We start from the raw sequence: 21521 nt of genomic DNA on the forward strand, positions 1-21521 counted from the left end.
TCCCCGACTTACAAGGTTAATTCTTAAGAAATTTTGACTTAGGGGCACCGCTTTCCCAAAATTCCCTATCATTTAAGCTAATCCTGCTCATTCAATTTAGTTACACACTGTTACAGTGAATTGAGTCTTTTAGCTCAATAAAGGCTGCTTTTCCCCGTTGGTCAACCGGACTAACAACCCGTTACTGCTGAGCTCCTTGGTCAGAATGGGTATTTTCTAACTTAACTGTCACTTTGGAGACATTACATGGAAACTTTATCTTTGGTGTTGGGGGTAATCATCGGGCTAGTCGTTGGTTTTGCCGGTACCTATTTCACCCTGGTTACCAAACTTCAGAAAAAGTTGGATAGCACTAAAAGCAAATTGGGCCGTGCCAAAAGTGCCAGCGAAGATACCGAAACGCTCCAATTTCAGTTGGAGGCTCAAAAGGGAGAAACCCAAGCCCTCCAAGCTAGACTGGAATCCCTGGAGTCCAACCATCGTAACCAGCTAGATGAGCTCCAAGCAACCCAAGCAGCAGCCCTAGCCCAGTTGACGGCGGAAAAAACAGCCCTAGAAGATGAGCTTAATTCCCTCAGGGAAAGCGGGCCCGCAGAGGGGCAGTGGCCCCCCGACCAAAGCGATGAAGTTGTCGCTCTCCAAGCTCAGTTACTGGCCATGGAGCAGGAACACCAAGCCACAGTCCAGGCCCTCCAGAATCAATACCAAGCTGAAATTGAGGCCCTCCAGCAGTCTTCTCCCCCAGTACCCGAGCCTTTGACGGAGGATTTTGCTCCCCCGGCGATCGCCGAATTTACGGAAACCCTAGACGCAGAATTTGAGCCAGCGGCCGAACCCGTTGCAGAATTCATGGAGGCCACCGTTGCCGAAGAAACAGCCCCGGATCAGGAAGGAAACTGGGTTGATGACTACGCCACTGCGGAACCAGAAGTAGAACCCCTAGACCAGCAGGAGCAACCAGAGGAACCGATGGCGGAGGAGGAAGGTTTTTCTCCTTTTGATGCCCCTCCCACTGAAACCACCGACACAGAAGCGGAAGCCGACTTAGAAAATTGGGTTGATGCTCCCGCTGAAGCCGACTCCTTTGAATCTTTTGATGGCGACCAAGTAGAAGCTTCCCTGCCGGATATGGATTTTGGCGAGGGGGAACAAAATCTTGGGCCAATGGATTTAGAAACCGAATTACCAGACATCAGCGAGGAGGGCATTACCGACCCCGAACAGCAATCAGCAGAGCTATTTGGCGGGGAAACGCTAGAAGCGGCGGCAACGGAACAAAGTGATGACCAATTTCTAGCCGAATTGAGTGGCGAAGAATCAACGCCAGAACTCCCTTTATTCACCGAGACGCCGGCGGAAACCTTGGGGGAATTGGAAGACTTCGGTGAAGATCTTTCCTTTACACCCGACTCCGGTGATGACTTGAATTTGTCTGAAGATTTACTGGCCAGTCTGGATACAGGCAGCCCGACCCCTGAGCTAAACACTGAAGAAATTCTGCCGGGGGAAGGAGGTGCTGAGGTCGATGACCTTGACTTTCTCTTGGAATTACAAACAGAGGATGCAGAGCTTTTCCCTGGGCAGAATGAAGATGAGTTCCTACCGGAATTTTCCAACGAGGAGCCCATCAGCGCCGGTTTTGCCAGCATGGAAATATTAGCTGAAGGGAGTGGCGATTTTCCAGACCTGTTGGAGGCCAACCCGGAAACCCATGGGGGAGATCCTTTCGTTAATGTTTTGGATGAAGACCCTAATTCCTCTGACAACGATCTACTAGCCCTACTGCAAATCGATGAAAGCAGTGCAGACCAAGCTAAGTTACACCAGGGCGACGATGACGATCTTTTTCCCGGTTTAGCGGATATGCTCGGCGAAGACCCCTCCAGTGGCAGCGGCGAATTGGATGATCTGGATGCCCTGTTGGGTGATACTAGTTCTTCCGGCGGCGATGCTGGAACTTCAGTTTCCCTGGACGATTTTGACTTCGGCTCTAGCGATCACGATCCCTAAAATTTTTCCCTAACTTTACTCGTAAAAAATTGACCATAAAGCGGATAAACCCAGTGGGCCTATCCGTTTTTTTTGGCCGGGATAATTGGTTAATCAACTAATTCGCTATTAAATTCGTTGTAGGTGCGCTGTTTGAGCTCAACGGACTCCGACCGGGGCAACAGATCAAACAGATCCCGCAGCACATCATCCACCACTTCAAATTTCAGCACCCCTTGGGCATCAAATATTTTTTTGCCGTTTTTATCTAGGATCACCGTTTGGGGAACCCCACCGCTGTAATAGTAACCAGGTTCATCTCGACGGAAACGTTTTTGATCGGGAATACCATCAACGGATACGGGGATAATGCTAGCGACCCGGCCGTAAAATTCCTGCATGCGGGAAACAATGAAGGCATATTGTTTGCAATCTTTACTGTCATCGAGGTAGTAAACCAAAATGACTGGTAACTCACGCTCAAAGGATTCTTTCAAATTTAAGCGGGGCGGCACCAGGGAACCATTGCCAGCATAAACAACAAAAATGTTGCCATCGTAACGGTCATCTTCCAAAGCGGCGATCGCCGTACCGTGATCGGCCAGGGATAAGGGCAGAGTGCCCCAAAGGCCCAACAGTAGAACAGTAAAAGTAAAGGTAACTACGAGAAAGCGGCGACAACGGGCCAGCCAAGGCAAACACACAGACATAATCATCGTGGAAAAAACTCAGTCTAAAATAGGGCAAAGCCTTTTCCAATGTAAACTTTCCCGTGTCTTCTAATTCCTATTCCAGCCAATCTCGACCCAGGCCGGGAGGATTTCCTTCCCCTTTTGCGGATAGCTATTACGGTGTGTTAGAACTGCACCCCGCCGCTTCCCCGGTGGCCATCCGTCGAGCCTATCGGGAGTTGAGCAAGCGTTACCATCCAGACACTACTCTGTTGGCCCCGGACATTGCCACGGTCAAATTCCAGCGCTTGAATGAGGCTTACGCCGTTTTAAGCAATCCCGATCGCCGTTCTGTGTATGATTTGCAAATCGGCTATTCCCGGTGGAATGTAATTCAAGTACCGCCGGATCAACCCCGGGGGCAAAATCCAGCAACATCGACAACCCTAGGGAAAAATTCAGCCTATCTGGATGCCAGCGATCGCCCTTTGTCGGCGGGGGAGTTTTTTGCTTTGGCTCTGTTGGGGCTCACCTTGGGGGGATGTTTAGCCTTGGCCCTGTTGATTGCCTGGCTGAGGGGAGATCCTTTGATAATTCCCAGCTTGTTACCATGGTTTATCAACCTGGGGTAAGGGAGTTTAATTACAACCCAAACAGATCCCATCCCATTCCCCCTGGCGGGTAGATTATCCTAATCCACGCCAAACAAAGCCCCCATCTCCCATTGACCTAACGTTAATTCTAAAAAATCCTATGGCGTCCTCCCATCTTTTTTCCTGGCCCCAACGCTTGACTGTCATGGCTGTAACCGTTGCCTGGGGTCTGAGCTTGCCGGTGTTGGCCCAAACCAAGTCGGCGGTGCAATGGTACAACGATGGGGTGGATAAATTGGCGGCCCAAAATTTCTCCGGGGCGATCGCCGATTTTACTGAATCCCTCAAACTCAATGACCAGGATGCCGATGCTTATTACAACCGGGGCTATGCCAAACACGTTTTGGGACAGTACCAAGCGGCCATTACGGACTACAACCAGGCTATTAGTTTAAATCCCCAATTTGCCTATGCCCTAGGTAACCGCTGTTACGCCTATTTTTTATTGAGTCAGTACGACAAAGCTATTGAAGATTGCAGTAATGCCATCGAAATTAACGCCAATTATGCAGATTTCTACGTTTATCGGGGTAATTCCCAGTCCCAATTAGGCAATGAAACCACGGCGATCGCCGACTATAACGACGCCATCCGTATTAATGCCCAACATGCCAACGCCTATTACAATCGGGCCCTGACCCATAACCGTCTCAAGCAAGACCAACAGGCCCTGGCGGACTATAACCAAACTATCCAGTTGGATCCCAATGCGGCTGAAGCCTATTTCAACCGGGGCCTAACCCAATACCGTTTGGGGGATGAATCGAAGGCGATCGCGGATCTGACCAAGGCGGCCTCGTTGTTCAGTGCCCAGGGGAAAGGTGACATGGCCCAAAAAGCGGAGGCTATCCTCACCCAAATCCGAGCCATTGAGGCTTAGCTTGTACTCTTGAAAATCTGTGACCCAAACTCGTCAACTCAACAGGCTTGCACTAACACATAGGGTTGAACAATTAGGGTTTGAAATTCCCGTTCTGGTTGATCATTCCAATCGGTTAATTCCTGCTCGGTGGGTTTATGGATCAGTAATTCACTAATCCAATGATTGACTTGGTTAACTTCATCCTTGGCGATCGCCAGGCCGACGGAGAGCAAATCTAAACTACCATCCACCACAATCACCGCATCCCTTTTGGCATGGGGAATGATGGTGCCCCAATCCATGGGGGCCAATTCTTCTTGTAACTGTTTTTGAATATCGGTCATTGATTTTGGATCAATAATGCTGTCGGTATTTTGCCAGTTGTTGGCATTTGTTAAATTGGGCAAGGCTATCGTCCTAGGCTCTCTCTAAGCAAAAGCAAGCATTAGTCTCAAGTTTACTAACCCCTAACTTTGGGTTTTTAACTTATCGCTGTACTGCTGGCGAAATTTACGCAGTTTGGGCAAATCGTGGACTAACACATAGGGATGGGCTGGGTTGCGTTGGACAAAATCTTGGTGGTAGTCCTCCGCCGGATAAAAAGCGTCAAAATCATTCACCTCCGTGGCGATCGCCTGGTCAAAGGCCTGACTTTCTTCTAGCTGGTCAATGTAGGCTTGGGCCACCTGCTTTTGTTCGGGAGTGGTGGCAAAGATGGCCGAACGATATTGACGGCCCTGGTCTACCCCCTGACGATTGACCTGGGTGGGGTCGTGGCCAACGGAAAAGAAAATTTTCAACAGTTCGCCGTAACTTACCTGGGCGGGGTCGTAAACGATTTCAATGGATTCCGCATGGTCAGTGCCACCGCCGCTCACCCTGGCATAGTTGGCCGTCGCCTCAGTACCGCCGCTGTAGCCCGTTCGTACATCCGTAACCCCCCGTACTTCCTCGAACATGGCTTCCAGACCCCAAAAACAGCCCCCGGCAAAAATAGCCCTTTCGGTTCCATTGTTGGGACTAGATACCAGAGCCGTATCCACCACCGGATCGGGGATGACTTTAGAAAAAGGATTGATTAAGTAACTACCTACGGCGATCGCCACCCCCACCAGGGCCAGGGTGAACCAGAAACTACGCCGACGTAGGGATTGAGCCAGATTGACACTAAAAACTAACAATTAGATAACCTCCTTGGAATTTGGCCCCGGCCACTGCTTTGCCCCGTAAGTTACCGGGTAGGTCAATGTTGCGCCGTTGATCCCCCGCTTCAATGGTCAATTCTGGTCCCGACTGGGTTAACTTCACCTGGCGCTTATCAAAGCCGGGCAAAAATATCTTTACTTGCCGAGCATTAACGTCAATTTCCAACGGTCGGGGGGCAGACCCCATGGCTTGGGGATTGGGTAACGCATCCATGAGAGGTTGCCAATTACCTTGGCTATAGGTAGGTAAAGCTGCAACGGTCAACGGATTAAACAGACTGGCATCCACACTGCCGTTGCCCAGGGGAGTTTGAATCACCCCCTTGACCGTTATCCCCACTTGCTGGGCTCCGCCCCAATAGCTCTGAGCTGTTTTTTGGGCCAGGGTGTCAGTGCTAGTAACCAAGTAGGCCGCAAACCGACTCGGGTCGGCGATCGCCGTTTTACCCTGCTGGAGCAAATTCTGGGGGCCATCGGGGTGGTTAAGCATTTGGTCTGGACTCCAGTTCACACTCAGCACCGCACTGGCCACTGGTTGCACAAAGGGGGAAAGGGTCTGCACCACTTCTGAATCTGCCAATACTTTCTGGAAGCGCCGCCAATACCAACTGGCAATTTCCGGAATGCCCAACATCCTCAGGGTAGAGAGGTTGCCGGGGCCGTCGTAAATCAGCACGTCATAGCGACCGCTGAGTTCGTATTCCCGCAGGGCATTGAGCACCAACACCTCGTCCATGCCCGGCAGCACCCCCAATTCTTCCCCATAGATATTTTTCAAAGCCGGCGATCGGAGATACTGGGCTTCCACTTCCTTAAGCTTTTCCCAGCCCCTTTCCAGCAGATGGGTGGAACTGAGCAGTAAACCATCAATGTTTGCCTCCACCCCCTGGGCCGTTTCCGACAGGGTTGCTCCCCATTGCCACGCCAAACTAGGATCTTGCCCCAGCACCAGCACCCTCTGACCCGCCTGGGCCAGCTTTTTAGCCGCGGCGATCGCCACCGTCGTCCGGCCAACGCCACCTTTTCCTAAAAAAGTTAGAACTAATGCCACAGCAATTTCCTAAAATCTAGCGACCATAACCAATATTCCCGAATCAGACCGCAAAAAATACCTCAACGGCGATCGGGAGGGTGTAGTCAAAACCAATGGGGGAGAGCGAAACCAATTATTAAATGGCTTTGAGTTCGTCCTCAAAAAACCAGGTGGCGGTGCGGTCATCAAAGGAAACCACGGCCCCGATGCCACTGCCATCCGTCATTTTAAAATCCTTAACGACACCGACTTTACCCAGTTTACCCACCACATCGGGGGAAACCCGGTCCCGCAGACGGTAAACCTTAACTTTTTGACCTATTTCAATCGTCATATTGCTTAAATAGTGGCTAAGTAAAGAAACATTGCAATCCCCCCCAGTTTAGCGGAATCTGCGCCCTCCCTTGCCCCTAGACTGGCGTCAAATCAGCAAAAAAATTGCGCCACCATTTAGCCAAGGAAAATTATGACGGTGGCAGGAAATCAGGGGAAAGCAATAGGGCCATAGATTTCCCCCCGATCATTGACGATGGCCCATCTCTGGCAATGATTTTGCTTGCCAATTATGAAGCTAACCTATTAACCCACAGAAGCCAAACGGAAAGCGGCCCCCAAACCAGCAGACATTTCAGCCGCGGTAATCTTGCCATCATGGTCCCGGTCTAAAGCATCAAAAACCACATCGGTGCCGGCCCATTCTTCCCTGGTAATAAAACCATCCCCATCTAAATCGTAGGCATGGAAGATTTCTTCTGCCCCATGTTTGATGTGCTCTTGGCCGTCCAGAACCTTTAACCGTTCTTCCAATAAGTGCTCCAAAACTTCTAAAGCTTTGGTAAATCCGGCAATGCCTTCGGCCAGTTTTTCCGACGCCATGGGATCTTCGGCATGCATTTTGTCGAAGGTGGCCTTGTCCATGGCAATTTTTTCAATGTCCTGGGGCACGGTGGCTGGATCAAGTTTGCGGGGCAGATCCTCTTCAGTGTTGCGCAGTTGGTCTAATAGCTGGGGGGAAATGGTCAACAGGTCACAGCCGGCCAATTCGGTAATTTCGCCGATGTTGCGGAAACTGGCCCCCATGACTTCAGTTTTGTAACCAAAGCGTTTGTAGTAGTTATAAATGACGGTGACGGACTGCACCCCAGGATCTTCATGGCTGGCATATTCTTTGCCGGTCGATTTTTTATACCAGTCTAAAATGCGCCCCACAAAGGGGGAAATGAGGGTGACTTTAGCTTCGGCACAGGCGATCGCCTGGTGGAGTCCAAACAGTAAGGTGAGGTTGCAGTGGATGCCTTCTTGTTCCAACACTTCCGCCGCCTTAATACCTTCCCAGGTGGAAGCAATTTTGATCAGAATGCGTTTTTTATCAATGCCAGCTTTGGCATATTCCCCAATCAGGTAGCGGGCTTTGGCAATGGTGGCTTCCGTGTCGTAGGAAAGACGGGCATCGACTTCCGTGGAAACCCGACCGGGGATAATTTGTAGAATTTTGACCCCAAAAGCCACGGCCAAACGGTCAAAGGCTAGGCGGACAATGTCTTTGATAGAGGCATTTTCCCCCGCTTCGTCCTTAGCTTTGAGCAGGGTGCTGTCCACAATTTCCTGGTATCGGGGCATCTGGGCCGCCGCCGTAATCAAGGAAGGATTAGTGGTGGAATCCCTAGGGGTAAAGGTTTCAATGGCTTGGATGTCGCCGGTGTCGGCCACCACCACCGTAAATTGTCGCAGTTGTTCGAGGAGATTCTTACCCATAATGGCAATTAAAAAAGTTCAACGTCTTTCCCTCCAATGGTAATGGTGATTCCCGAAAGCGAGGCCTTGATTTAGGCTGATGAAAAATGTTTGACTGATTTTTCCATGCTGTCATTGTCGGCCAGCCCCGCTCCAGTCGCCCTAGGGCTGGGTAATTTCAGCAACAATGGTCAGTTGAAAGACCCACCCTGGGGAATGATGATAAATTCTGCCAAAATTATCCAAATCTAGGCGTAAACATTTTTTGTATTGCTACCGCAACCTTTGCCATGGGCCAAAACTTAATCAAAGAACAATTACAAGGGGTTAACCTGTTTCTGATCGGCATGATGGGCAGTGGGAAATCCACCGTTGGCCCCCTATTAGCGGAACAGTTGGGGTATCGTTTTTTCGATGCGGATGTCTTGATTGAGCGGGTGGCCGGTAAGGCGATCGCCGACATTTTTGCCGAGGATGGGGAAGATACTTTTCGGGATTTGGAAACGGAGGTGTTGGGGCATCTGGCCGCCCAGACCAGAAGTGTGATTGCCACCGGCGGGGGAGTAGTGCTCAGACGACAAAATTGGAGTTATTTGCACCACGGCCTGGTCATCTGGCTCGATGGTTCACTGGAATTACTATTGGCTCGACTCCAGGGAGATGAAGGCAGACCTTTGCTCCAGGTGGAAAATCTAGAAGAACGGTTAGGAGATTTAATTACCCAACGGCAACCCCTCTACGCCCAGGCTGACCTACGGTTTCCCCTGCAACCAGATCAAGACCCTCCGGCGATCGCCGCCGAACTGTTGGCCATTATTCCAGGGTTACTTAAACCCCAATGCAGTGCGGAACAGAATTGATCAAATAATGTCGCCCTGGCGGCCATGGTAAGATGATTTACTGACCTTTGACCTCTCGGAGAGGTGGCAGAGTGGTCGAATGCGCCCGACTTGAAATCGGGTTTGGGGAAACTCAACGTGGGTTCGAATCCCACCCTCTCCGCTTGCTTGACTTGAATGAATCGGAATCTAATCCAGGGCGCTCTGGCAACGGCACAAGCAAATCCTGGGTAATTATTTTATAATCTAGTTTTTTTAAGAACTTTTTACGGAGTTTCAGCCTTAAAGCATCTTTATCCATCCTGACACCAACCGTTTTAACATCTAGTCTTTAGCCCGCAATTTAGGAAACAATGGTGAAGCCCCTCCGCTTAAACGATCGCCATCAGCAAATTCTCCGAGCCACCGTTCAGCACTACATTGCCACCGCCGAGCCCGTGGGGTCTCAAACCCTGGCCCAGGAGTATCAATTTGCCGTCAGTTCCGCCACCATTCGCAATGCCCTCGGACAACTGGAAAAAGCGGGTTTACTTTATCAGCCCCATGTGTCCGCCGGCCGAGTTCCCTCCGATTCCGGCTACCGCATCTACGTAGATAATCTCCTGACCTGGAGCGATCGCCAGAGCCGCACTGTTAAGCAAAAGTTAGAAAATGAAATTAGCGGTGATAATTGGCACTTTGAAGCCCTAATCCAGAGAATGGGGCAAATTTTGGCTAGTTTAAGCGGCTACATCACCCTAATTACCTTTCCCCAAACGGAAACAGTACATTTGCGCCATCTACAATTGATGCTGTTACCGTCCCATCAAATATTAATTATTCTGGTCACCGACAGCTATCATACCCATTCCCTTACCCTGGATCTGCCCGCCACCATGGAAGCCAAGGAGGAAGGGGAATTGGAACAGGAATTAGCAATTTTTTCCAACTTGCTCAACGCCCAATTGCGGGGTAAAAACCTTTCTGAGTTGAGCCATTTAAATTGGCAAGAACTAGACCAAAAATTTAGCATCTATGCCGATTTTCTCCAGGGTTTGCAACAACAAATCAAGCCCCTCCTGCAACGACGCATGGCTGGGCCCCTAGTAGTCCATGGAGTTTCCAAGGTAATTCAGCAACCGGAGTTTTCCCAGTTGGAACAGGTGCAAATGCTGTTGTCTTTGTTAGAACAGGAACAGGAGCAATTATTTTCCCTCCTATTTGACCCTGATGACTGTTGGGATAGTCTGGGCAATTTGGGCCAGGAAACCAGTCTACTGATGGGGGAAATGGCCCCCCGGTCCCGTCCCGTGGTAACCCTCCGTATTGGGGCAGAAAATCCCTTGGAATCCATGCATCCCTGCACCTTGGTGTCGGCGATTTATCGTCAAAAAAAGGTACCAGTGGGAAGTGTGAGCATTCTGGGGCCTACCCGTATGGTGTATCAACAAACCATTCCCCTGGTAGAACAGGCCGCTGAATGTTTATCGGAAGCATTGAGCAAAAATTAGGCAGAGCCCCAGGCAACAGGTTAGTAACTTTTTCGAGTGCCATTAACCGTTCTACAAGGAACTGGAATCCAAACTTTGGCCAGCTTCCGGCGATAAGGGCAAATGTAAACCACATTCCTGTTTGAGACCGTGGAAACGGGTGTCCCTTTCATCTTCATCGTGGGCCGTCAGGGGCCGGCTAGAATGCCAATCCCCCACGGATACATAGCCTTGGTCAAAAAAGGGATGGTAGGGTAGATCGTGGGCTGTCAGGTATTCATAAATCATCTTAGAAGTCCAGTCCAAAATGGGTAATACCTTGTATTGATTGCCCTGGAGATCCACTGGTTTTAAGTTCTGACGGTGGCGGGTTTGGTCCCTCCTTAACCCCGTCAACCAGGCGATCGCCTCTAACTCTTTTAAAGCCCTCTGCATCGGTTCTACTTTGCGAATCTGGTCATAGCGATTGAGGGATTCCACATCCTTCTGTTGCCAGAGTTTACCGTAGAGCGCTTCCATGCGGGCCGGACTGAGGGGAGATTGGTAAACCTTTAAATTCAACTGCAATCGTTTGGTCAATTGATCGGCAAACTGATAGGTTTCCAACGGCAAATAGCCCGTGTCGATCCAGATAACAGGAATATTGGGCGCAATACTGGTCACCAAATGGAGCATCACCGCCGCCTGAATGCCGAAACTAGTGCTCATCACCAAGCCGGGGCCAAAGGTCTGGGCAGCCCAGGTAATGATCTGTTGGGCGGTGGCATTTTCCAGATCCGTTTGTAGGGTAGGTAGATCGAGCTTAGTCAGAGTATGGGACATCAGTGAGTGATGGAAAATATTTGGGTAAAAGTATAGGTAACGGACAAAGCGCTGGCGGAGTTAGGGGGTGAGCATGGAGCTTAGATTAAACTCAACTCCCTTACTTATTGAGTAGTTACGGCCACTATTTCAGCCACGTCAGCCACTAATTCTGAGCCGAAGCCGCCTTTTGCTGTTCAGTTAGTAGTTCCTGGTCCCGGCGACGTTTTTTGGCATAGAGTTGAATTGAAGCAGCCATGGCAATGACCAAAGCCACAATTAACCAGGTGGTGGCATCCAGGGGTAAATTACCCTTAAACACCGCCAGTAGGACAATTACCACGAGCAAAATAGTCGGGGCCTCATTTAACGCCCGGAACTGTTGCCCACTCCATTGGGATTCTCCCTGGGCCAGCTTTTTCATCACCCGACCACAGTAGAAATGGTAGAGCAAAAGTAGAGCCACAAAGGTGAGTTTGATGTGGAGCCAACCGGATTTGAGAATTTCTGGTTCTGTGGAAATGAGACCGATCGCCATGGCTACGGTAACCACCATGCCAGGGGTAGTGATGATGTTGTAAAGCCGCTTTTCCATCAACTCATACTGTTTTTTGAGGATAGTTTTGGCTGGTTCCGGCTCCTGGTCTGCTTCAGCGTGATAGACAAAAAGCCTTACTAAATAAAATAATCCAGCAAACCAAACAACAATGCCAATCAGGTGGAAGGCTTTAAACCAGTAGTAGGCCATGGTAAAAGTTGACGGTGGACAAAGAAGGGAGAAATACTCGCACTTGGGCATTCTCCAGGGACAGGGTAAGTAATCAGCCCATACCCAAGGGGGCCATTATATCGCCTTGCCCAGTCCCAAATCATTTTGCATTGCCCTATTCAAAGGCAAAGTCTTGTTCCCGACCCCGAGGAGACTTGGTTCAGCCATCAAATCTCTGCATTGGTAATGGTGGAAGCCAAGGGAGCGCATCAAAACCGGTTGCATTGAAAGTGCCTTAACCATTTAAAGCCAACATGAAGTCTGAACCGCTGGCCATTGAATTCCCAATAAATTAGCAAAATTAGCTCACTTTTAGTGCAATTACTGCAAAATATTGACAACTTTTTGCCACCAAGTAACGCAAGTGAACAACATTCATCTACGCCCATATCACCCTTCAGATTTAAACAATATTATTCACATCTTCACCGAGGCTGTCCATCAGTTAGGAATTAAACATTATTCCCCAGCCCAACTGAGTGCTTGGGCCCCCTCCAAACCAGACCGGCAACGGTGGCACGATCGCCTGGAATCCATGGTGGTGGTGGTGGCTGAGCAGGGGGCAACCATTGTCGGCTTTATTGGCTACGATGGCGCTGGACTAGTTGACCTGCTTTTTGTCCATCCAGCCTTTACCCGCCGGGGCATTGCCACTATGCTGATACAAGCAGTGGAGCGGTTGGCCTTTACTAACGGGGTAAGTCAACTTCAGACCAAAGCAAGTATGGTGGCTCGGCCATTTTTCGAGTCCAGAGGATTTGTGGTGATAGCGGAAGAAACCGTTACCATAAGGGGAGAAAATTTACGGCGATTTGCCATGGATAAAATCATCAAACCAACTCAATAGATTGTGGGACTAATGCTAGAACTCGTCCCTAAGCAAAAAGATAGGTAACCAGTTCCCCTGTCTTGTCAGACTGTGATCAAAAGAACATTTAGGTCTATCTAAGCTTGTCAGTATCTTTGGGAAAAATTAGGAAAATTTATCACATTTTAGATCATGATTTAAGTATTTTTCCACCAAACAATAGAAGATAAAATGCGAATTAATAATACTTTTTTCAACAGCTTGGTTGCTTTTCGATTAATGTTCTGGCAAAAGCAAGTCATAACGGCGATCGCCATCTATGGAGCCACCTACATTTCCCAATTATTTATTACCTATGCGGGCACTGCTTCATCGCCAATTTGGATTCCTACCGGTGTTGCTGTCGGCTTTTTATCCATTTGGGGCTATCCAGTCTGGCCGGGCATGTTGGGGGGATTGCTATTGGGGGAAGCCATGGCCCTGCATGCGTTGGAAAGCACCGCCAATTTGATGTTAACCGTGGCAGTTACCGGGGTAGTCGGTTTAGCCAATCTTTTTTCAGTCTACCTTAGTGATCGCCTCACAGCGGACAATTACCTATTTTCTAAAATCAAAAATATTATTAGATTTATTATTTTTGTTTGCTTTGGCAGTCGTTTACCCGCCGCCATTATTTGCTCACTTTTATTATATTCATTTGACAAAATTCCTTTCAATTTATATTCTGAAGTTGCCTACACCTGGTTATTGAGCGATGCCTTTGCGCTGTTGATTATCACTCCTTTTATTATTGCTTGTAATCATAACTTTAAATCGTTTATTAACTTGCTACAAGAACAATGGCTAGAAGCAATCAGCATTGTTTTTTGCGTTTTATTAATTGTTAAAATTATTGCCAATGGTTATCCCATTGAATATCTACTCATTCCCTTCCTGCTTTGGTCAGCCTTTCGCTTCACCGAAGTTGGTTCTTCTTTATTAACAATTGTTGTTTCTGCCCTATTAGTATTAATCCTTGCCCTAGACCAAGAAAAAATCGCTATCAAAAATCAACTTTTATTGTTGCAGTCGATTTTGGCCTGCATTAGTATGACCACCCTGATTTTAAATGCGGTTCTCAGTGAAAATGAAAGATCAAAAAATCAACTGTTTACTACCAATCAAATATTAATAGAGCAAAATCAAAAACTCCAAGAACTCTATCAACAAAGGGAATTAGAAAGAGCCCAAAGGGAAAAAATTCTCATAGAATATAATGAATCGCTCCAAAAGCAAGTTGACCTAGTCAAAGCAAAAGAAATAGCTGAAAGTGAAGCTAAGGCCAAAAGCACTTTTGTGGCCAATATGAGCCATGAACTGCGTTCTCCCCTCAATGCCATTATTGGCTTCTCCCAGTTAATGTTGCGTACCCAAAACTTACCAATGGAGCAATATGAAAATGCAGGTATTATTCAACGTAGCGGAGAGTATTTATTAAATTTAATCAATAATATCCTTGATTTTTCTAAAATTGAAGCGGGTAAAACCCATTTAAACCGCTATCATTTTGATCTTTATCTCCTACTGGATGACCTGGAGGATATGCTCCATCTCAAAGCAGCTAATGAAGGCATAGAACTAATTTTTATTCGCGATCAAGATCTACCCCGATACGTTTATGGTGACGAAATTAAGCTAAGACAAATTTTGCTAAACCTCCTCAGCAACGCAATTAAATTTACAGTAGAAGGGGAAGTAGTGCTAACTAGTAACTTTAGGAATGTGGAGCAAGGGGAATTGATCGATGAAGAGACGGAAACGGAACCCAAAAGTAAATATTGGTTAGACTTCACCATTAAAGATACGGGCAAAGGCATTAGCGAGGTGGAATTAAGTCATTTATTTGAAGCTTTTTCCCAAACAGAATCGGGGCGCAATGCCCAAGAAGGCACGGGATTAGGCTTAGCAATTACCCGTCAGTTTATTAATTTAATGGGAGGGGAGATTACCGTTAGTAGTGTGGTTGACCAGGGAACCACCTTTAGCTTTTCGATTTTAGTTGATTTGGGGGAAATAACTTTAAGTCGGGAACCGAATTCTGCGAAAAAAGTTCTCGCCCTCACCCCGGGGCAACCTGTCTATAAAATTCTGGTGGTGGATGATAAGAGTGTGAATCGTCAATTATTAATTAAACTCCTCGCTCCCTTTGGTTTTGAGGTCGAAGAAGCTAGTAACGGCCGGGAGGCGATCGCCCTCTGGGAAAGCTGGGAGCCCCATTTAATCTTTATGGACATGAGAATGCCGGTGATGGACGGCTATGAAGCGACCAAACACATCAAGGGTCAGGTCAAAGGCAATGCAACGGCGGTGGTGGCCCTAACGGCCAGTGTGCTAGAGGAAGAAAAGGCAATTGTGCTTTCGGCCGGATGCGATGATTTTCTCCGTAAGCCGTTCCGGGAAAATACCATTTTTGACGCCTTGACCAAACATTTAGGGGTAACATATGTTTATGAGTCAGCCCCAGACAAGAACGATGGCCAAGGAGACACAGCATTGAAACCAGAGAGTTTGCTAATTATGTCCCAGGATTGGTTGACTCAGTTATCTCATTATCTTTTGGAAGCTGACACTGAGCAAGTAATGAAATTGATAGCGGAAATTCCAGCCTCAGAGTCAGAATTAGAGCAAAATCTAACTAAATTGGTGCGTAAGTTTGAATTCGAAAAAATTCTCGATCTAATTGAGCCGTTATCGTAGTAATTGTCATGGAAAAAGCAGATGAAAACAAGGGAAATATTCTCTTGGTAGATGACTTACCCAACAACTTGCAATTGTTGAGTGATTTACTGATTAATTTGGGCTACACAGTGCGGAGCGTTACCAGTGGTAAAATGGCCCTGAGAACTTTGCAGGTTAAACGTCCAGATTTGATTTTACTGGATATTAAAATGCCAGACATGGACGGCTATGAAGTCTGTGCAATGATTAAAAAAGAAGAGGAATTACAGGATATTCCCATTATTTTTATCAGCGCCCTGGGGGATACCTTTGATAAAGTTAAAGCTTTTGAATGTGGTGGCGTAGACTATATCACCAAACCTTTTCAAATTGAAGAAGTGGTGGCTCGGATTGAGGGTCAGCTTACCATTCAAAGGCAACGGGTCGCCCTCAAAAGAGAGGTGAGAAAACGCCGGGAAGCAGAGGAAGTCCTCTACCAATCGAGGGCCTTACTTTCCAGTGTCTTAAATTCTGCTTTAGATGGTATTGCAGCCATGCAAGCGGTGCGTAACCCCCAAACGGGGGATATTGAAGATTTTCGCTGTTTGGTGATTAATCCCATTCTTTCCAAAGCTTTTAACCGCAGCCGGGAAGATTTAATTGGTCGGGTACTGCTGAAGCGTTTTTTACAGCGTTTAGATCCTCAACTTTTTGATCAATTTGTTAATTTGGTCGAGACAGGTACTTTCTTAACCCAAGATATTTATTTTCCCATTGCTGATTCTGATTGGTATCATTTTGTGGCGGTGAAGTTAGGGGATGGTTTTGCCGTAACGGTGCGAGATATCACTGATCGAAAAAGAATGGAATTGGAATTACAAGCAGCTAACCAACAGTTGCAATTATTAGCGAATATTGATGGTTTGACCCACATTGCTAACCGCCGTCGTTTTGATGAGTATTTAGCCCAGGAATGGCAAAGACATTGTCGTGAACAAAAACCATTGGCTTTAATTCTGGTAGATATTGATTATTTCAAAGCTTACAACGATTTATATGGTCATCAACAGGGGGATGATTGTTTGCAAAAAGTAGCCCATACTTTGGTGGATATTGCCAAACGCATTACTGATTTGGTGGCCCGCTACGGCGGCGAGGAATTTGTAGTGGTTTTACCTAATACGAATCAGCAAGATGCTTTGGCTATGGCAGAAAATATGATCGAGGCGATCGCCGCTTTGGCCATTCCCCACGAAGGTTCTTCAGTCAGTCAATATGTGACCATTAGCACTGGCATTAGTAGCATAATTCCCACTGCAAAAGACACCGTTGAAAGGATCATTAGCGAAGCAGATCAGGCTTTATACAGTGCTAAATCCCAAGGACGGAACCGGGCTTGCTTGGGGTGATTTTATGTCCGTAAAACTCTTTCTTCAGACATTTCAACCACTGATCAAGCATGAAAATGTTGAAATCCTTGTTGCAAAGATAGCTTTTCCTTTACCCCATTGCCAGAGGTTAAAAATACCTCCGTTCCTGCAGCGATTTGGCCGATGACTCGAGGACAACGGTCAGGGGGTAAATCCAAAGAGGCGATCGCCGTTAGCCATTGTTGTGCTGCCACAGGAGGTAGGGCCAGGATCAATTCAAAATCTTCACCGCCATAGAGAGCCCATTCCCTGGCTGTTTTCAGGCCGACCCAATCGGTTAATCCCTGAGGAATGGGGAGTTTTTCTGCCCATAGTTCTGCCCCCACTTGGCTGGCTCGACAGATTTGTAAGACAGCGTCAGCAAGACCGTCACTACTGTCCATGGCGCCAATGGTAGTTTCCAAACTTAGAAGAGAAGGCACTAGGTCTAAGCGGGGTTGGGGACGTTGGTGGGCCCTTTGCCATAAATTCCTCTGCTCCGTAGTTACCAACTCCTCACGGTGGGTATGGAGTAGGCAGGCTAAACCGGCTCGGGAAGCTCCGTGGTCGCCCGTGGCAATGAGCCAATCGCCTACCTTGGCTTGGTGACGATACAGGGCTTTACCCTGGGGGACTTGACCCAAAACCGTAATGCTAATGGTTTTTACTGGCGATCGGGAAACATCTCCCCCCAGGATAGGGGTCTGCCAAGGCTGCAAAGCAGCGGTTAAACCTTCATAAACTGCTAAAACCCAGCCCAAAGTAGTGGAGGGAGGTAATGCCAGGGCCACGGTGATACCAATTGGGGTAGCCCCCATAGCCGCTAAATCGGATAAATTGGCCGCCGCTCCCCGCCAACCAACATCAAAGGCCGAGGTGGTCTGCTCACTGAAATGGACATTCTCCACCAACATATCCGTGCTCACCACCAGGGCATCTTTGCGAGGTAAATCCACAATGGCGGCATCGTCCCCGGTTAATTCTGCAGGGGAAAATTTTTGTAATTGGGTCAATAGGGCCTGTTCTCCCAACTCCCCTATGGTTTGCTCCGGCTGGGGCGGGATGGATCGGTCGGGTGGAAATGGTTGGGACAAAGACAGAGACGAAGTTTAGGTTTTCGATGAAAATTTGGCAGAAGCGCCCATCAACCATTAAAACAGGGACAGTGTTGATTTTTGAGCGTCTTCTCCTACCATGACTCTTTCCTCCGGTTTACCTCTGGGCAGTTTACGGCGTGTGCACCACATCGCTTTGAACGTTAAAGATATGGAAAAATCCTGCCATTTCTACGGCCATATTTTGGGACTAAAACCTTTGGTGGGGGAAGAGGTGCCCGTTACCCTTAAAACCATGGTGGAAGAAGGAAAAGTAAGCAATTTCATCACCCCCGACGGCACTGTAATTGACCTGTTTGCGGCACCGGATTTATCTCCCCCAGCGGTGGATCCCCGCCAATCCTTCACCCGCACCGATCACTTGGCCTTTGACATTGCCCCGGCCCAATTCGACCAGGCGATCGCCGTGTTAGAAGCCCACGGGGTGGCCATTGCGTCAGGGCCGGTAACCAGACCGACGGGTAGGGGAATTTATTTTTACGACCCAGATGGCTTTCAGGTAGAAATTCGCTGTGATCCCATGGCTTTATAAACAGATCTTGACAGTAGCGCCCCCAAAACTAGTAAAGCCATTTCTTGGCCCGTTCGATATGTTAAATCTGGAGAGAGATTTTCCTTCCTAGGCTTGCATGTTAGATAAACGCTGTAGCGGTATTTTGCTCCATCCCACCTCCTTGCCCAGTCGTTTCGGCATTGGGGACTTGGGGGACGGTGCTTTTCAGTTCATCGATTTTTTGGCGGACGCAGACCAGAGTGTATGGCAAATATTGCCCCTGGGGCCCACCGGCTTTGGTAATTCTCCTTACCTTTGCTATTCTGCCCTGGCCATTAATCCTTGGTTGATTAGCCTTGATCGCCTAGCCGAAGAAGGATTTTTGCCACCGGGTTTACTAGACCAAGCCCCTCCCTTTACCAATCCCAGAGTGGATTATGACCAGGCGATCGCCTATAAATCCCAGGTTTTAAAACAGGCCTTTGCCCAATTCCGCACCAACATAGGCCCAGCCGTTGAGCAGGAATTTGAAGAATTCTGCCAAGCCCAAAGCCATTGGCTAGAAGCCTACTCCCTGTTCATGGCCATCAAAGAAGCCCACAATGGAGCCGGTTGGCACCAATGGGATAAAGATATCGCCTGGCGGGAACCGGAAGCTCTGAAAGTCTGGGGCGATCGCCTGAAGACAGAAATTTTATACCATCGATTTTTGCAATTTCTTGGTTTTCGCCAATGGCAAGAGGTCAAAGCCTACGCCAACCAACGACACATAGCCATTTTTGGGGATCTACCCATCTACGTTGCCCACGACAGCGCTGACGTTTGGGCCAATCCGGAAAACTTTTGCCTCGACCCCGAAACCGGAGAAGCGGCCATGATGGCCGGGGTGCCACCGGACTATTTCAGTGCCACAGGGCAACTCTGGGGCAATCCGGTGTACGACTGGGAGACCCTCAAGACTACAGGGTTTGCTTGGTGGATTAAGCGTTTCAAAGCCAACTTGCAATATTTGGATATTGTCCGTATTGACCATTTCCGGGGCTTCGAGTCCTATTGGGGAGTGCCCCAGGGGGAAACCACTGCTGAAAATGGGCAATGGTATCCAGCGCCAGGCAAAGAATTTTTCCAAGCTTTGGGCAAAGCCCTCGGCAATGATTTGCCCATTGTGGCCGAAGATTTGGGCGTAATCACTCCGGAAGTGGAAGCGCTACGGGATGAATTCAATTTCCCCGGCATGAAAGTGCTCCATTTTGCCTTTGATTCCGACCGGGGTAATCCCTTCTTGCCCTTCAATTACAGCAATTGCAATGCGGTGGTCTACACCGGCACCCACGACAACGACACCACGGTGGGCTGGTTCGAGGCCCGCTCGGAGGAAGATCAACAAAAGGTGATTAATTACCTCGGCTGTGTGTGCGATGAAGGCATCCATTGGAGCATGATCCGATTGGCGTCTAGTTCCGTGGCCACCCTGGCAATTTTCCCTCTCCAGGATATTTTGGGTTTAGGCAATGACTGCCGCATGAACTTACCGGGCACGGCGGCGGGTAACTGGGGTTGGCGTTACCATCCTGACCAACTCAACGATTGGCTATCGGGGCATTTGAGTTTCATCACAGAACTTTATGGAAGGCGCATTTACCATACGGACTAGGATCAAATCGATCAATTGAGGGAGGTTGGGAGTGTTTTGGCCCATCTCCTGGCTCACCCCCATTGAAACAAGGTTCCTGCTTTCCCCGTCTGGGATGGGGGAAGTTTACCCCAGGGGTTATGCTCAACTACATTTGGTTCGCAATTATTTTGCTGTCGGTGGTGGCCGGGACAGTAACGGGCAAAATTGACGCAGTGACCGAGGCTGCCATTGACAGTGCCGGGACAGCGGTGGAACTTTCCCTTGGCCTGATTGGCATTATGGCCCTGTGGTTGGGCATGATGAAAATTGCCGAAGCGGCCGGTTTGGTGGAACTAATTGCCAAGTTGGTCAGACCCATTACCCTCAAGCTATTTCCCGATGTGCCCCCCGATCATCCGGCGATCGGCTCCATTGTGCTCAATATGTCCGCCAACATTTTGGGGCTGGGCAATGCGGCCACTCCTTTGGGCTTGAAAGCGATGCAGGAGTTGGAAGAAGTTAACCCCCGTAAAGATACGGCCACCGATGCCATGTGTATGTTTTTGGCCATTAATACTTCCAGTGTGCAATTAATTTTGCCCGCTACGGTGGTGGGCTTAATGGGCACCGCGGCCAATGACATTTTTTTCTCCACCATTTTAGCTACCACCTGTTCCACTGTTACCGCTATTATTGCGGCTAAACTTTTAGCTCGGCTCAAAATTTTTGCTTTTCCTACTAACGTAGAACCAGAAGAAGAATTTAATTAGTTTTGTTGGGTCAATTAAAAAACAATGCTGGAATCCGTCGCCGATATTTTTAACACCGGAGCAAAATATGTTATTCCCTTTTTGCTCTGTGGCATTCCCTTTTATGGCCTAGTAGTCAAAAAAGTTAAAGTTTACGAAGTTTTTGTGGATGGGGCCCAGGAAGGGTTCACCATTGCAGTGCGCATTATTCCTTTCCTGGTGGCCATGCTAGTGGCGATCGCCATGTTTCGGGCTTCGGGCATGCTGGATTTATTACTGATGGTGCTTAGTCCAGTATTAAGCTTGATCAACTTTCCGCCCGATAACTTGCTTTTAGCCCTGATGCGCCCCCTTTCCGGTAGTGGTTCCTTTGGCTTATTTGCAGATTTGGTGGAGCAACATGGCCCGGACTCTCTTACTGCTAAAACTGCGGCCACTATGTTTGGCTCAACAGAAACCACCTTTTACGTACTGGCAGTTTACTTTGGCTCAGTGGGCATTAAAAAAATTCGCTATGCTCTTTTGGCGGGGTTAATGGCCGACGTGGTGGGAATTTTTTCGGCGGTTTATATCTGCCAATTTTTGTTTGGTTAATTATTATTTAGTTAGA

At 48.3% G+C, this 21521-nt stretch carries 21 protein-coding genes and 1 tRNA gene; 13 read left to right on the plus strand and 9 right to left on the minus strand.

Features of this window, described 5'->3' with window-relative positions:
- Positions 1-246 precede the first annotated feature (246 nt).
- A complete protein-coding gene (locus IQ217_RS10915; protein WP_194019967.1) occupies positions 247-2010 on the plus strand; it encodes a hypothetical protein in 1764 nt (587 codons plus the stop codon).
- A gap of 89 nt (positions 2011-2099) precedes the next feature.
- On the opposite strand, the gene IQ217_RS10920 is transcribed toward IQ217_RS10915, so the two are convergent.
- Positions 2100-2705 (minus strand): thylakoid membrane photosystem I accumulation factor, encoded by a 606-nt coding sequence (locus IQ217_RS10920; RefSeq protein WP_190597612.1) that lies wholly within the window; start codon positions 2703-2705, stop codon positions 2100-2102.
- Between the two features lie 56 nt (positions 2706-2761).
- Between IQ217_RS10920 and IQ217_RS10925 the strand changes: the two genes are divergently transcribed.
- Positions 2762-3292 (plus strand): DnaJ domain-containing protein, encoded by a 531-nt coding sequence (locus IQ217_RS10925; protein ID WP_194019968.1) that lies wholly within the window; start codon positions 2762-2764, stop codon positions 3290-3292.
- Between the two features lie 121 nt (positions 3293-3413).
- Complete coding sequence (locus tag IQ217_RS10930; RefSeq protein ID WP_194019969.1) at positions 3414-4193, plus strand: tetratricopeptide repeat protein; 780 nt, start codon at positions 3414-3416, stop codon at positions 4191-4193.
- Positions 4194-4231: 38 nt separating this feature from the next.
- Here the strand turns inward: IQ217_RS10930 and IQ217_RS10935 are convergent, their stop codons facing one another.
- From IQ217_RS10935 to IQ217_RS10955, 5 genes are all read right to left on the minus strand, one after another.
- Positions 4232-4582: a DUF2288 domain-containing protein gene (locus tag IQ217_RS10935; protein WP_228024006.1), complete on the minus strand. Its 351-nt coding sequence runs from the start codon at positions 4580-4582 to the stop codon at positions 4232-4234.
- Between the two features lie 60 nt (positions 4583-4642).
- Positions 4643-5287 (minus strand): peptide-methionine (S)-S-oxide reductase MsrA, encoded by a 645-nt coding sequence (gene msrA, locus IQ217_RS10940; protein ID WP_194019988.1) that lies wholly within the window; start codon positions 5285-5287, stop codon positions 4643-4645.
- 55 nt (positions 5288-5342) lie between these two features.
- Positions 5343-6431, minus strand: coding sequence for a Get3/ArsA fold putative tail anchor-mediating ATPase NosAFP (locus IQ217_RS19400; RefSeq protein WP_194019970.1), 1089 nt, complete (start codon positions 6429-6431; stop codon positions 5343-5345).
- A 118-nt stretch (positions 6432-6549) separates the two neighbouring features.
- Complete coding sequence (petP, locus tag IQ217_RS10950) at positions 6550-6747, minus strand: cytochrome b6f subunit PetP (protein ID WP_010871443.1); 198 nt, start codon at positions 6745-6747, stop codon at positions 6550-6552.
- A gap of 245 nt (positions 6748-6992) precedes the next feature.
- The gene (locus IQ217_RS10955; protein ID WP_190597607.1) at positions 6993-8168 is read right to left on the minus strand and encodes a transaldolase; all 1176 of its coding nucleotides are present in this window, start codon (positions 8166-8168) and stop codon (positions 6993-6995) included.
- Between the two features lie 269 nt (positions 8169-8437).
- On the opposite strand from IQ217_RS10955, the gene IQ217_RS10960 reads away from it, so the two are divergent.
- The 3 genes from IQ217_RS10960 (at position 8438) to hrcA (ending at position 10476) form a co-directional block, all read left to right on the plus strand.
- A complete protein-coding gene (locus IQ217_RS10960) occupies positions 8438-9007 on the plus strand; it encodes a shikimate kinase (protein ID WP_194019971.1) in 570 nt (189 codons plus the stop codon).
- 57 nt (positions 9008-9064) lie between these two features.
- Positions 9065-9149 (plus strand) — tRNA-Ser (locus IQ217_RS10965).
- A 190-nt stretch (positions 9150-9339) separates the two neighbouring features.
- On the plus strand, positions 9340-10476 hold the full coding sequence (gene hrcA / locus IQ217_RS10970) for a heat-inducible transcriptional repressor HrcA (protein ID WP_194019972.1): 1137 nt from the start codon (positions 9340-9342) through the stop codon (positions 10474-10476).
- A 51-nt stretch (positions 10477-10527) separates the two neighbouring features.
- Here the strand turns inward: hrcA and cysH are convergent, their stop codons facing one another.
- Together cysH and hemJ are read right to left on the minus strand one after the other, a co-directional pair.
- On the minus strand, positions 10528-11277 hold the full coding sequence (gene cysH / locus IQ217_RS10975; RefSeq protein WP_194019973.1) for a phosphoadenosine phosphosulfate reductase: 750 nt from the start codon (positions 11275-11277) through the stop codon (positions 10528-10530).
- Positions 11278-11422: 145 nt separating this feature from the next.
- A complete protein-coding gene (hemJ, locus tag IQ217_RS10980; RefSeq protein ID WP_194019974.1) occupies positions 11423-12055 on the minus strand; it encodes a protoporphyrinogen oxidase HemJ in 633 nt (210 codons plus the stop codon).
- Between the two features lie 334 nt (positions 12056-12389).
- Here hemJ and IQ217_RS10985 point away from each other — a divergent pair, with 334 nt between their 5' ends.
- The 3 genes from IQ217_RS10985 (at position 12390) to rre2 (ending at position 16939) form a co-directional block, all read left to right on the plus strand.
- Complete coding sequence (locus tag IQ217_RS10985) at positions 12390-12872, plus strand: GNAT family N-acetyltransferase (protein WP_194019975.1); 483 nt, start codon at positions 12390-12392, stop codon at positions 12870-12872.
- Between the two features lie 192 nt (positions 12873-13064).
- Positions 13065-15569 carry a high salinity-induced biofilm formation sensor histidine kinase Hik12 gene (hik12, locus tag IQ217_RS10990; protein ID WP_194019976.1) on the plus strand — a complete coding sequence of 835 codons (2505 nt, stop codon included), beginning with the start codon at positions 13065-13067 and terminating at the stop codon, positions 15567-15569.
- A gap of 8 nt (positions 15570-15577) precedes the next feature.
- Complete coding sequence (gene rre2, locus IQ217_RS10995; protein ID WP_190597600.1) at positions 15578-16939, plus strand: high salinity-induced biofilm formation responseregulaton Rre2; 1362 nt, start codon at positions 15578-15580, stop codon at positions 16937-16939.
- A gap of 44 nt (positions 16940-16983) precedes the next feature.
- Here rre2 and thiL read toward each other — a convergent pair whose 3' ends face one another.
- Positions 16984-18033 carry a thiamine-phosphate kinase gene (gene thiL, locus IQ217_RS11000; RefSeq protein ID WP_228024004.1) on the minus strand — a complete coding sequence of 350 codons (1050 nt, stop codon included), beginning with the start codon at positions 18031-18033 and terminating at the stop codon, positions 16984-16986.
- Between the two features lie 100 nt (positions 18034-18133).
- Between thiL and IQ217_RS11005 the strand changes: the two genes are divergently transcribed.
- The 4 genes from IQ217_RS11005 (at position 18134) to IQ217_RS11020 (ending at position 21505) form a co-directional block, all read left to right on the plus strand.
- Complete coding sequence (locus IQ217_RS11005; protein WP_194019977.1) at positions 18134-18586, plus strand: VOC family protein; 453 nt, start codon at positions 18134-18136, stop codon at positions 18584-18586.
- A gap of 97 nt (positions 18587-18683) precedes the next feature.
- Entirely contained in the window at positions 18684-20201 is a 1518-nt protein-coding gene (gene malQ / locus IQ217_RS11010; RefSeq protein WP_194019978.1) for a 4-alpha-glucanotransferase, read from the plus strand.
- A 119-nt stretch (positions 20202-20320) separates the two neighbouring features.
- Positions 20321-20932: a nucleoside recognition domain-containing protein gene (locus IQ217_RS11015; protein ID WP_194019979.1), complete on the plus strand. Its 612-nt coding sequence runs from the start codon at positions 20321-20323 to the stop codon at positions 20930-20932.
- A gap of 24 nt (positions 20933-20956) precedes the next feature.
- Positions 20957-21505 carry a spore maturation protein gene (locus tag IQ217_RS11020; RefSeq protein WP_194019980.1) on the plus strand — a complete coding sequence of 183 codons (549 nt, stop codon included), beginning with the start codon at positions 20957-20959 and terminating at the stop codon, positions 21503-21505.
- Positions 21506-21521: the final 16 nt, after the last annotated feature.

It is taken from the genome of Synechocystis salina LEGE 00031 (genome assembly GCF_015207985.1).
Classification (GTDB): Bacteria; Cyanobacteriota; Cyanobacteriia; order Cyanobacteriales; family Microcystaceae; genus Synechocystis; species Synechocystis salina.